9 protein-coding genes are annotated in these 12,055 nt (G+C 70.4%); 2 read left to right on the forward strand and 7 right to left on the reverse strand.

Going from position 1 to position 12,055, the window contains the following annotated elements:
• Nucleotides 1–134: 134 nt before the first annotated feature.
• Genes AC1ROC_RS09540 through AC1ROC_RS09565 form a run of 6 tightly spaced genes read right to left on the reverse strand, consistent with a single transcriptional unit; the run spans nt 135 to nt 7,418 of the window.
• Nucleotides 135–1,184, reverse strand: coding sequence for a P1 family peptidase (locus AC1ROC_RS09540; protein WP_492999773.1), 1,050 nt, complete (start codon nt 1,182–1,184; stop codon nt 135–137).
• Nucleotides 1,181–2,725 (reverse strand): serine hydrolase domain-containing protein, encoded by a 1,545-nt coding sequence (locus AC1ROC_RS09545; RefSeq protein WP_492999774.1) that lies wholly within the window; start codon nt 2,723–2,725, stop codon nt 1,181–1,183. The genes AC1ROC_RS09540 and AC1ROC_RS09545 overlap by 4 nt, the downstream gene beginning before the upstream one ends.
• Nucleotides 2,722–4,560, reverse strand: coding sequence for a membrane dipeptidase (locus tag AC1ROC_RS09550; RefSeq protein ID WP_492999777.1), 1,839 nt, complete (start codon nt 4,558–4,560; stop codon nt 2,722–2,724). Before AC1ROC_RS09550 ends, AC1ROC_RS09545 begins: the two co-directional genes overlap by 4 nt.
• On the reverse strand, nt 4,557–5,447 hold the full coding sequence (locus AC1ROC_RS09555; protein ID WP_492999778.1) for an aminodeoxychorismate lyase: 891 nt from the start codon (nt 5,445–5,447) through the stop codon (nt 4,557–4,559). Before AC1ROC_RS09555 ends, AC1ROC_RS09550 begins: the two co-directional genes overlap by 4 nt.
• A gap of 13 nt (nt 5,448–5,460) precedes the next feature.
• A complete protein-coding gene (menC, locus tag AC1ROC_RS09560) occupies nt 5,461–6,585 on the reverse strand; it encodes an o-succinylbenzoate synthase (RefSeq protein ID WP_492999780.1) in 1,125 nt (374 codons plus the stop codon).
• The gene (locus tag AC1ROC_RS09565; RefSeq protein WP_492999783.1) at nt 6,582–7,418 is read right to left on the reverse strand and encodes a GNAT family N-acetyltransferase; all 837 of its coding nucleotides are present in this window, start codon (nt 7,416–7,418) and stop codon (nt 6,582–6,584) included. The genes menC and AC1ROC_RS09565 overlap by 4 nt, the downstream gene beginning before the upstream one ends.
• Nucleotides 7,419–7,528: 110 nt before the next feature.
• Here AC1ROC_RS09565 and AC1ROC_RS09570 point away from each other — a divergent pair, with 110 nt between their 5' ends.
• Entirely contained in the window at nt 7,529–8,689 is a 1,161-nt protein-coding gene (locus tag AC1ROC_RS09570) for a M20/M25/M40 family metallo-hydrolase (RefSeq protein WP_492999785.1), read from the forward strand.
• A 14-nt stretch (nt 8,690–8,703) separates the two neighbouring features.
• Here AC1ROC_RS09570 and AC1ROC_RS09575 read toward each other — a convergent pair whose 3' ends face one another.
• Complete coding sequence (locus tag AC1ROC_RS09575; protein ID WP_492999787.1) at nt 8,704–9,837, reverse strand: C39 family peptidase; 1,134 nt, start codon at nt 9,835–9,837, stop codon at nt 8,704–8,706.
• A 320-nt stretch (nt 9,838–10,157) separates the two neighbouring features.
• Here AC1ROC_RS09575 and AC1ROC_RS09580 point away from each other — a divergent pair, with 320 nt between their 5' ends.
• Nucleotides 10,158–12,014 (forward strand): ABC transporter substrate-binding protein, encoded by a 1,857-nt coding sequence (locus AC1ROC_RS09580; protein WP_085368351.1) that lies wholly within the window; start codon nt 10,158–10,160, stop codon nt 12,012–12,014.
• The last annotated feature ends 41 nt before the right edge of the window (nt 12,015–12,055 follow it).

Raw genomic sequence — 12,055 nt, forward strand, 5'->3', positions numbered from 1 at the left:
GTCAAGAACGGGATGCGCGGAGCGCCGAGAAGAGGCCCGACGAGGGAAAAGAGGGAGGTGGCCGGAGAGGCGGAGAGAAGAGCGGCGGGCTGCCGGCCGTTGTCGCCAGTCGCAGCCCGCCGATTATCAAGACTCTATACGTTCGAATCCATGACGCGGACGACGCCGGCCGCGGCGAGCCGCTCGCGCACCGCCGGCAGCGGGATGGCGTGGGCGATGTGGCCGTCGGCGTGGGACTGCGTGGTCGCGGTGAGGAGGGAGTTCACGAGGGCCTCCTCGACCGCATCCATCGTCGCCTGGAACAGCGGAGAGAGCAGGGCGTCGTCGGGTGGCGTGGCCTGGCCGACGGAGAACGCGATGGCGTAGTCGCCGCTGCCCTGGGCGAAATCGGCTCCCACACCTCGCATGGCGAAGACGGCGCGCCGGGCGCAGCGGGCGAGCTGCCGTGCGTCGAGCGGCGCGTCGGTCGCGACGACGATCATGCACGAGTTGCCGACGGTCTCCGCGGTCGGGCCGGGGACGAGCTCGGCGGACGGCATCGGGACACCCGCGATCGACAGTGTTCCGCTGAAGTTCGATTGCACGAGCGCGCCGACGGTGTGCCGGGTGTCTCCGACCGTCAGGGTCCTGGACGAGGTGCCGATGCCGCCCTTGAAGCCGAGGGCGACGGTGCCGGACCCAGCGCCGACGCTGCCCTCGGCGACGGGACCGGAGGCGGCCGTCGCGAGCGCCTCCTCGACGTGCTGCGTTCCGAGGGGACGGGAGCGGATGTCGGAGAGGAAGCCGTCGTTCGTCTCGCCGACGACGGGGTTGAGGGTCGTGGTCGTCTCGTAGCCGGGCTTCGACAGCATGTGCCCGAGGAGCGCGTCGGCGACGCGGTACGCGGAGAGCGTGCTGGTGAGGAGGATGGGCGTCTCGATGGCGCCGAGCTCCTGGAGCTGTGTCGCGCCGACGAGTTTGCCGTAGCCGTTCCCGACGGCCAGACCGGCGGGGGTCCACCGCCGGTCAGCGCCGATGATCTCGGGGACGATCGCGGTCACGCCGGTGTTCAGCCGGTCGGTGTGGATGGTGGAGTGGCCGACGAGGACGCCGGGCACATCGGTGATCGCGTTGTGCCGCCCGCGGGGATGGGGGCCGAGGGTGACGCCGAGATCCGCGAGGCGGAGCCGGGGCTGCGCCGTCATCGCGCACCCTCCCGTTCGACCCGGTGGTGGTCGGTCACGCGCGCGGCCTCGTCGCGCGGCTTGCGTCCACCCTCCCCGGCCACCTGGATCGTGAACTCCTGCACGACGGGCTCGCGCAGGCCGACGAGGTGCACGTCGCACACGAGGGCGCCGCGCTCGCACGGGACGACCCAGCGCAGTGCCGAACGATCGGCGGCGACGACGATGCGGTCGGCGAACGGCGCCGCGTCCGCCCGGATGGGCCCGACCTCGGCGAGCGCGGCAGCGAGCCGTTCTGCGCGCACGCTCTCCGGCACATCCAGCAACACGTTGGAGGCGAGGATGCCCGGCGCGTCGGAGAGGGGACGGTCGGCGGCGACGAGTTCGTCGATCCGGCGGGCCGCATCCAGTGTCTCCGGCCAGGGGCGCACGACGGCCGCAGGCGCATCCACACGGGCGAGCACGTCGGTGAGGACGTCGGTGGCGATGCGGCCGGCACCGAAGGCGTCCGAGTTGCCGAAGACGACCACGCCGATGCCGGTGGCCGGCTGCCAGCGCATGTGCGACGAGAATCCGGGGAGACCCCCGGCGTGCTGCACGATGCGGCCGAAGCGCCTGTCGTGCTCGACCACCAAGCCGTAGCCGTACCCGAGGCCGTCGAGCTCGCGCCCGACCGAGGGCGCTCCAATGGGGATCAGGGTGCGCGCCGTCTGCAGCTCCCGCCGGGAGGACGCACTCAGCACGGTGGTGCCGTCGGCGTCGGCGGTCTTGGCGTCGAACGCCGAGCCGAGGAAGCCTGCCCACACCGCGATGTCCCGCACGGTGCTGAACAGGCTGCCGATGCAGGCCAGCGCGCCGGAGCCGACGTATGGTTCCGGCGCGAACGTCGCTCCGTCGTCGAAGGTGCGGAACCCGCCGGCGAGGTCGCTGCCGGCCGGATAGAGGTCGGCAGCGGCGCGGGTGTCTGTGAGTCCGAGCGGATCGAGCATCCGCTCGCGCACCACCGCCTCGACCTCGCGCCCGGTGACGGCCTCGATGGCCCGGCCGATGAGCGAGATCCCGATGTTGGAGTACTGGTACTCGGTGCCCGGCTGGGTGGACGGCGTCAGCCCGGCGGCGACGACGGCCGCCAGTTCCGCTCGGGATGCGCCGAGCCGGCGGTCCCCCCACGCGTTGTCCTCGGCGAGGCCTGCCCGGTTCGACAGGAGCGCGTCGAGCGTGACCGGCGCATCCCCCGCGTGCGCAGCGGCGAGTTCGGGGATGTACTCGGTCGCCGGCGCGTGCAGGTCGAGCAGGCCGTCGTCGCGCAGCGCGAGGGCGGTGGCCCCGAGGAAGCTCTTCGACATCGACGCGATCCGGAAGACGGTGCTCTCCGCGGTCGCGGCACCGTCGCGGCGCGGCTGGCCGTGCGTGCTCACGGCGACGACGCGGCCCCTGTGCACGACAGCGGCAATAGATGCGGGTGCCCGCCGCAGCGTCGGCGCGTCGAGTCGCGCGGCGAGCGCGTCCCGGGCGTGAGAGACGAGGTCGGCGAGCGCTGAGCCCTCGGCATCGCCGGTCATCGGGCCGTCCGCTCCCGCGCGAAGCTGTGCACGTGGTCGGCGAAGCCGCTGACGAGTGCGTGACTGGCCTGCGTGTTCTCCTCGTCCACGCCACGCGCCTCCTCGATCAGCTCCGCCACGGGGCGGTCGCCCGGCGCCGGGGTGGTCGGCTCCTTCCAGCGCAGCAGGTCGTGCGCGCCGACCTCCGGGTGGAACTGCAGCCCGTAGACGCGCTCGCCCAGCCGGAACGCCTGAATGTCCACGGCGTCGCTCGACCCGAGCAGCACAGCGGCGGGCGGCAGCTCCGTGATCATGTCCTGGTGGTTCTCGATCATCGGCGCCGACGAGCCGAGTCCGCCGATGACGCGATCAGCGCGACCGGCGTCCGAGGTCGAGATGACCGTCGCCCCTCGCTCCTTCGGCCCGAATGCCGCGCGCACCTCCCCGCCGGCGACATGGGCGAGGATCTGACCGCCGAGACAGATGCCCAGTGTCGGCAGGTCGGCGTCGATAGCCTCGAGCGCGAGAGCGCGCTCCTGCGCAAGCCACGGAGCGCGCGCATCGTCGTCGGGCATCAGGCCACCACCGAGCATCACGAGCCCGGCGTACCCGTCGAGGCTCTCCGGCAGACCGTCGGTTCCGAGCACCGGCTCGACGACGATGCCCTGCTCCTCGAGCCACTGGCCGAGGCGGCGAGGAGCCGACTCCTTCGCGTTGACGACCACAAGCACCCGCGGGGCAGCATCCGGTTCGCCCGGTTGCAGCGCTTCCCGCGCCGCTGCATCCACTGCCGGGGTCAGCGCAGCGGCCCGCGGGGGCGGCGCCGAACCGTCCAGGAAGGCGAGGTGGTCCGGGTCGGACGCTTCGAGCACGCGCAACACGTTCTCGTGGGCCAGCGCCGTGAGCTCTTGCTCCGACCAGCCGCGCGTGCGCAACTCGTCGAGGAGGTCCTGGTAGCGCGAGACGTCCCCGAGTCCGGCCGGCATGGAATCGGTGCCGTCGTAGTCCGCGCCGAGGCCGACCGCGTGGACGCCCGCGATGTCGCGCACATGCTCGATGTGGTCGGCGACGTCCGCGATGCCGACCGGCGGCGCCTCCCCCTGCTCGCCGCCGCGCACCCACGCGGCGCGAGCCGGGGACAGGAACGACGGGACGAACGCCACCATCACCACACCGCCGACCGCGCCGATCGCGGCCAGCACGTCGTCCGGAACGTTGCGCGGATGGTCGCACAGCGCGAGCGCACAGGAATGGCTCACCATGACCGGGCGCGTGGAGACCGCCAGGGCGTCGCGCATGGTGGCTGGCGCGACGTGGGCGAGATCGACCACCACACCGATGCGGTTCATCTCGCGCACCACCTCGCGGCCGAAATCGGTCAGGCCGCCGTGGCGCGCCTCGTCGGTGGCGGAGTCCGCCCAGTCCGTCGTGCGCGACCACGTCAGCGTGACATACCGTGCCCCGAGGCGGGCGAACTGCCGGAGAACCGCCAGCGAACCGTTGAACTGGTCGCCGCCCTCCACGCCGATCAGCGACGCGATGCGGCCATCGGCCATCGCCGCGCGCACGTCGTCCGCCGTGCGCGCGAACCGCAGCTGCTCCGGATAGGCCTGCACCAGCCGGTGGACGAAGTCGATCTGCTCCAGCGTCGCGGTCACCTGCTCCGCCCCCTGCAGCACAGGGTCGACCCAGACCGACCAGAACTGGCCGCCGACCCCGCCGGCCGCGAGGCGTGGGAGGTCGGTGTGGAGGTCGGGGCAGGACGCATCCAGTGCGGCGACCGTGTATCCGTGGTGCTCGCGACGAGCCCAGGCGAGGTCGTTGTGGCCGTCGACGACGGGGATCTTCGCTGTCATGCCGTCCGCTCGTTCAGTGCGTCGTTCATCCGGTCGGTGGCGTGCGCGTCGACGGGCACCGGAGTGCCGTCGAGGGAGCGCACGGGGGCGGCGCCGCGCGTGCTGGAACACAGCCAGACGGCGTCGGCCGCGCGGAGCTCTGCGACGTCGATGACGCGGGTCTCGACCGGATCGCCCCCGGACGACAGCGCAGAGAAGACGTCGGCCTGCGTGGTGCCCGGCAGCACCCCCAGCTCGGCGGGCGGCGTCACGTAGACACCTCCGATCCTGGCGATGACCGTGGAGTTCGGGCCTTCGAGAACGTAGCCGTCGCTGCTGACGAAGATCACATCCTGGGCTCCGCGGCGTCTGGCCTCGCGCAGGGCAGCCATGTTGACCGCATACGAGAGGGTCTTCGCGCCCTGCAGCAGCCACGGGGACGTCTGCGCGACGTCGTGTCGGTAGCCGCGGTCGAGCAGCACCACATCCACGTCCGGAGTCATTCCTCCCGGGCGACTGTCCGGGGCGAAACCGATGGCCCATCCGGTCGGCACCGGCACGGCGGCCTCCCCGGCCTCGTCGCCTCGCGACATCACGAACTTCACGGCCCCGCGCGCGGTGTGCTCGCGGAGCTCGTCGGCCGCCGCCAGGACGGCGAGTCTCCACAGGTCCCGACGCGGCGCAGGAAGGTCGAGCATGGCGGCCGACCGCTCGAAGCGGTCGAGGTGTGCGTCGAGCGCCTGCGGGACACCGTCGACCACGACCACCGTCTCGAAGACGCCGTCACCGCGGGTCGCCGAGAGGTCTGTGGCCGTCAGGAGGGCGGAGCGCGGGTCGATGCTGGTCAGGCAGTCCGCCGCCTGGGCGTCGGAACCGAGGTCCAGGCGGTGCAGAGTGAGCGTCTTCATGGTGTCCTCCTGATCAGCCGGCCGCGGCCGAGACGTCGAGCGTGCGAGACGCGTTCTGCATCACCCAGTCCACGTCCACCTCGTGGCCGATGCCCGACTCGGTCGGCACCTGCACGATTCCGGCCGTGGCGACGACGGGCGGCACGATCACGTCGCGCGCGTAGTACTTGTCGGAACCCGACACGTCCGAGGGCAGCGTGAAGTTCGGCAGCGAGGAGACGGCGACGTTCGCCGCCCGCCCCACCCCGAACTCGTGCATCCCGCCGCACCAGACCGGGATGCCCGCATCCCGGGCAACGTCGTGGGCGGTCCTGGCCGCCGCGAGCCCGCCCATCCTGGACACCTTGATGTTGAGCACCCGTCCCGCGTCGAGCGCGAGCATGGTGTGTAGATCGTCGACGGCGACGACCGACTCGTCGAGGCAGACCGGGGTGTCGATGACGGCCTGCAGGCGCGCGTGCGCGACGAAGTCCCGCGGGGCGAAAGGCTGCTCGACCATCGTCAGGCCGTAGCCGTCGAGGGCCAGCATCACCGCAGTGGACTCCTCCGACTCCCGGTACGCGCCGTTGGCGTCGACATGCAGATCCAGCCCGGGATGCGCGGCGCGGACCGCGCGGACCGGCTCGACGTCCCAGCCTGGCGCGATCTTGAGCTTCACCCGCTTGTACCCCGCATCCACCTGGCGAGCGACCTGCGCGAGGAGTTCGTCGACCGTCGGCTCGATGCCGAGCGAGACGCCGGCCTCCACCGCAGTGCGCGTCCCGCCGAGTTGCGACGAGAGCGAGCGGCCGGTCGAGCGCGCGTACAGGTCCCAGCCCGCGATGGAGAAGCCGGCCTTGGCGAACTCGTGACCCCGGATGCGCCCCCACGACGCCTCCAGTTCCTCGGGCGTCTCCCAGGTGGCCCCGAGCACGGCGGGCACGAGGTAGCGCTCCGCGATGCTCCACGCGGTGTGCGTGGTCTCCGACCCGTAGTACGGGTCGGAGGGGGTGGCGATCTCGCCCCAGCCGACCCGGCCATCCGCGTCCGTCGCCTCGACGAGAAGGTGGTTGAGCCCCGTCTTGCGGTGCGAGCTCGTCTCGAAGCTGTGGACGAGGGGAAGGGTCACATCGAACAGGCGCAACCGGTCGATTCTCATACGGAGGGCTCCTTGCCGGAATCGGGGTGGGACGGACGTTCGACGGCGAGATAGACGGCTGTGGACGGATCGACGCGCACGCAGGAGACGAGGACGGCTCCGCTGCCGATCAGAGTAGCGAGCGACTGACGCACGTTCGCGCGCAGCAGGTCATGTGACGCACGCTCCTCTCCGTCGTCGGAGACGGCGGGCGCCTGCGCGGGCACGGCGAGCCAGGCGGCCTCCTGGACGGAGCCGTCCCGGCGGGAGAGCGGCCCGTGGACGACGCGGCCCCAGTCGGCCCGGCCGAGAGCCGGCGGCTCGACACGGCGCAGGTCGTCGAACGGGTCGTCGTCGCGCGTCAGCTGCCACTCGACCACCACGCGATCCGTGCCCGCCCTGCCGTAGTAGTCGGGCACGAACCCGACACCCTCCGCACCGAGCGAGGTGAAGTTGAAGTGGGCGTTCCTCGAGAGCACGGGATCGAACGTCCAGCGCATCGTGCGGTGCCCCCACCCGAGCGCCACATCGCGCTGACGCTCTTTGAGCATCCGGCCGACGCCTTCGCCCTGGTGCGCCGCATCCACCACGGCTGCCTGCGAATAGTGGAAGTCACGGCCCAGAGCGTCGCGCCCGGCGAAACCGTATGCGAATCCGATCAGCTCGTCGTCGGCCGTTCGCACGCCGACCGCGGACCCTCCGTTGCGCGCGAGGGCGCTGAGAAGATTGGGGTTGAGCGAGAACTCGGGACGCTCGTAGCCGAAAACGCGAGTGTACAGAGCCGCGGCCGCGCGGAACTCCTCGCCGGAACTCAGCGTCTCCGCGCGAAGCGAGGAAAGGGAAGCCTGGGGCACGATACGTTTCCTATGTTTGGTCGCACGAGGCGTGGACCGCCAGGTTATCGCTCCCATAGCGCCCGATCAAGCAAACGATATGATTCGTAAAACAAGCGACAGGAGTCGGCGTGACGCACGAGGTGAACGACGAAGCAGGTGAGACCCTCGCCCGGTTGGAGCGCCTCGCGCGGATCGAATCGCCCTCCTTCGACGCGGGCGCGAGCGAGCGCATGACGAGTCTCCTCGCCGAATGGTGGGATGCAGCGGGCGCCGACGTGCACATCGAGACGTCGGAGGCCGGCGCCAACCTCGTCGCCGACCTCGAGGGCGTCGGCGAGCCCCTTCTGCTCGTCGGCCACTCGGACACGGTCTGGCCGCACGGCGCGATCGAGGATCAGGTGCCGTGGTCCGTGGACGGCGACACCGTGCGCGGCCCAGGCGTCTACGACATGAAGAGCGGGCTGCTCGTGATGCTCGCGGCCGCCGAGCGCCTGGGCGGACGCCCCCACCGGAGCGTGCGCGTCGTGATCGTGTGCGACGAGGAGGTCGGCTCGCCCACCACGCAGGCGCTGCTCCTGTCGTGCGCCGATGGCGTTTCCGGTGCCATCGGCTTCGAGTCCCCGCATCCGGACGGAGCGCTGAAGGTGGGGCGGCGCGGCAGCACCCGGGTGGGCCTGACGGTTCGCGGGCGTGCTTCCCATGCCGCGCTCGACCCGGACGGGGGCATCTCGGCCATCGACGAACTCGTCGACCAGCTGGTGGCGGTCAGGGGCATCGTCGCCGACGCGTCTCAGCACTCGGAGGTGCTCTGCAACGTCGGGACGATCACAGGTGGCGGACGAGCGAACGTCGTCCCCGCGGAGGCCGAGGCGGAGATCGGCCTGCGGTTCCTGGACGGACAGACGGAACACGCTGTCGTCGAGGCGCTGCGAACTCTCTCCCCGGTACGGAGCGGCGCCGTGGTCGAGACGACGCTGCGCAGCCACCGTCCTGCGTGGAGCCCGTCTGCCGCAGACGGCGACCTGCTGTCGGCGATCGCAGCCGCGGGGGCGCGTGTCGGGCAGACGGTCACCGGCAGGCCGGCGAGTGGAGCAGGTGACACGAATCTGCTCGGGAGCCTGGGCATCCCGACGGTCGACGGCTTCGGCCCCCGGGGCGGCGGCGCTCACGCGGTCGACGAGCGAGTGTCGCTCCGTTCGCTCGGCGAACGGATCGACCTCCTCACGGCGGTGCTCGGCGGCCCGGAGCTCGCGGCCATCGCGCCTCGCGCGCCCCGCGCCGCGGACTGACCACCGCGCCCCCGTCACCACTCTCCCTCCGGGTTCGGAGGGAGAGCGTGGCCACGCGGCACGATCAGGTAGACGGTGCGGCGACTGTGCGACCAGGCATCGTCGAACGCACGGCGGGGATAGGTGCGCAGCCCGGCATCACCGCCGGGGTTCGACGGGTCGGCCACCAGCACATCCCCGCCAGCGTCGAAGCCGCGGATCACGAGCAGGTGACCCGGGGTGTCGTAGTCGGCTCCGGGCAGCTCGCCGGGCGCGAACGAAATCGACGCCACGAGCGGAATCCCCGCATCCGTCAGCGTGCGAGCCGAGCGCAGGGACGACAGCCTCGTCACCAGGGCATCGAAGCCGAGCGCTCCGGCGAGAGCGACGTTGAACGACCAGTTGCCCGTCCCGTCATATGCCGCGTCGTACACGGCCGGCGCCACCCACGGGACGCGCGGGTCGGCTCCGGCCGGGACGTCGGCCGATCCAGCGGCCGGGATCCGGGCACCCCAGGCGGCGGTGACCATGGTGAGCGAGGTCGGCGAACACCACGCCGGACCGCCGCCGCCGAGGTCGGCGCGGGCGGGGTACGCCCGCTGGGACAGAGGCCGCACGGCCGAAGCGGCACCGAACGTCCCTTCCTCGGTCGGGCCGACGACCGCATCCGGAGCCGACGCTGACCCCGCATCATCCGGTGCGCTGAAGCTCACCGCGGCCAGGCGCAGCGCATCCTTGGATGCGGCGCGCTCGCCCTCCCGGCCTTCACCCTGGCCTTCGTGGCCGAGCGTGATGCGCAGCTGCACCGCGTCGAACGAGCCTGCGCTCCCTGCCGTCAGAACGTCGGTCTCCATCGTCGGCGCCCCGGACGTAGCGCCGGCTGCGCCTCCCGGCGCCGCGCTACTGCGCCGGCCGATGTCGCCCCACAGAGCGACGGTCTGCCAGGGATGCCAGCGTTCGCCGGCCGTGCGCGCACGGAGCTCGACGACAGCGGTCGCGTCCGGGTCGAGGTTCCACGAGGCGACGGCCTGGTCGGCGCCCGCGTCGCCCGCCCAAGCCGGTGCGAGCACATTCGACGTCCATTGACGGCCCGTCCATCCCTCGTCCGTTTCGGCGCGCACCAGGCTGGTGCGCCACTCCGATGCGTCGGCCTCCGGTGTTCCTGGCATCGCTCCTCCTCGCCCGAATGGATTATCCGGTACGCATCATCCTCCACCAGCAACCGATATGGACGAATATCGGTTTCAGCGTGAATGGGCAATTTGCACACGATTTGCGCGCTGAAAGGCACCTTGATGGGCACTTTGCGGTGCTCGGGAATGCGATTGTGCACATTATCGGCAAACCCACCCTTAACCGCGCCACCCGCATGGCGTTACGAATTCATTAACATCTGTCACGAATACGTTGACCAGGACGTGCTCCATGCTGTTCCATTACTGCAACCCTCGTGGTCCTGCTCTGGACCTCGGCCGATGGAAGGACTCCCATGCGCACCAGGCACCGCAAACATCTGATCCGAGCGCTGTCATTCGTTGCAGCAGCAGCGATCATCGCCGCGCCCGCCGGCGCAGCGAACGCGGCGGAGCCGCACAGCGTCCAGGCCGCCGACCCCACCTCGTCCCCGACGTCCGGCAAAGATGCCAAGACGATGAGGATCGCGACCTCCGGGTTCGTCGACAGCTTCAACCCCTGGACCTCGATCTATCTGCTTCCGACCAACCTTTTCCGCTACATGTACGAGAACCTGGTGCAGAACAGCGACGTCGACGGCTCGCCGACGAAGGGACTCGCCGACCACTGGAAGGTCGAAGAGGGCGGCAAGAAGTGGGTGTACACCCTGCAGGACGGTCTCACCTGGTCCGACGGGAAGGCCATCACCTCGGCCGACGTGAAGTACACCTTCGACCAGATGATGACCAACCCCGACCTCGCCGTCGCCAACGGCAACTTCCTCGCCAACTTCTCCGACGTGAAGGCGCCGGACGCCAAGACCGTCGTCATCGATCTCAAGGCGCCGCAGGCTCCGAACCCCGGCATCGAGGTCCCGATCCTCCCCAAGCACGTCTGGGAGAAGATCTCCGACCCCGCCACGTACGCGAACGACAAGGACGTCGTCGGCTCCGGACCGTTCCTGCTGGAGAGCTACAAGGCCAACCAGTTCATCACCATGAAGGCCAACCCGAAGTTCTGGAAGGGCGCCCCGAAGATCGACACCATCCAGTACGTGTACTACACGAACTCGGATGCGCAGGTTCAGGCCCTCCGCTCCGGCGACGTCGACTTCGTGACCGGCCTCACCCCCACCCAGTACCAGGCGCTGAAGGGCGCGGAGGGGATCACCGAGCACTCGGGGATCGGCCGCCGGTTCTCGTCGTTCAGCTTCAACTCCGGCGTCAAGACCGTCGACGGCCAGCCGTTCGGAAACGGGAACCCGGCCTTGCAGGACGTGAACGTGCGTCAGGCCATCCGGATGGGCACCGACACCAAGACCCTGCTGTCGAAAGTGCTCAACGGCCTCGGCAACCCCGGCACGAGCTTCATCCCGTCGTCGTACCCGCAGTGGACGCTGCCCACGGACGACTCGGCCGTGAAGGCACTCGCATACAGCCCGGACAAGGCCAAGGCCAAGCTCGACGCCGCGGGCTGGAAGGTCGGAGCGGACGGCATCCGCGTCAAGGACGGCCAGCGCCTCTCGCTCCGCCTCTTCGTGGACTCGACGGACCCGCAGGAGCAGACGGTCGCGCAGTACTTCCAGCCGTGGATGAAGACGATCGGCATCGACATCCAGCCGATCTCGACGGACTCCGACACGATCAACGCCGACACGCTGAAGGGCAACTACGACATCTACTTCAGCGGCTGGAGCGTCGGACCCGACCCGGACTACCAGCTCAGCATCAACACCTGCTCGAGCCTGCCGACCAAGACGGACGGCACCGGCGCGACCTCGCAGGACGGCTGGTGCAACCCGGAGTACGACAAGCTCTACAAGGAGCAGCAGACCGAGACGGACGCCAAGAAGCGTGAGGCCATCGTCCAGAAGATGCTGCAGCTCAACTTCACGGACACCGCGCAGATCGTGTACTGGTATGCCAACGGGCTCGAGGCCTACCGCTCCGACCGGTTCACCGACTTCCGGATGATGCCGGCGAAGGGCGGGATCATCGCCAACCAGTCCGGCTACTGGGGCTTCATGGACGTCGCACCCGTCGGAGACGGCGCGAGCAGCGACTCCGGCCCCAACGTCGGCCTCCTCGTCACGGGTGGGGTGATCGTCCTCATCGTGATCGGTGCGATCATCTTCTTCGTGGTGCGCCGACGCTCGAGCGCCGACGTCGAATAGTCGACCGGGTGGCCGCGGCGGACTCCCGTCGCGGCCACCGC

The organism is Leifsonia sp. GW821-FHT13C05 (assembly GCF_058806515.1).

What these genes read in the sequence shown, in the direction of transcription:
- AC1ROC_RS09540 (WP_492999773.1), bottom strand. Translation starts at nt 1,184, where the DNA reads ATGACGGCGCAGCCCCGGCTCCGCCTCGCGGATCTCGGCGTCACCCTC.
- AC1ROC_RS09545 (WP_492999774.1), bottom strand. Translation starts at nt 2,725, where the DNA reads ATGACCGGCGATGCCGAGGGCTCAGCGCTCGCCGACCTCGTCTCTCAC.
- AC1ROC_RS09550 (WP_492999777.1), bottom strand. Translation starts at nt 4,560, where the DNA reads ATGACAGCGAAGATCCCCGTCGTCGACGGCCACAACGACCTCGCCTGG.
- AC1ROC_RS09555 (WP_492999778.1), bottom strand. Translation starts at nt 5,447, where the DNA reads ATGAAGACGCTCACTCTGCACCGCCTGGACCTCGGTTCCGACGCCCAG.
- menC (WP_492999780.1), bottom strand. Translation starts at nt 6,585, where the DNA reads ATGAGAATCGACCGGTTGCGCCTGTTCGATGTGACCCTTCCCCTCGTC.
- AC1ROC_RS09575 (WP_492999787.1), bottom strand. Translation starts at nt 9,837, where the DNA reads ATGCCAGGAACACCGGAGGCCGACGCATCGGAGTGGCGCACCAGCCTG.
- AC1ROC_RS09580 (WP_085368351.1), top strand. Translation starts at nt 10,158, where the DNA reads ATGCGCACCAGGCACCGCAAACATCTGATCCGAGCGCTGTCATTCGTT.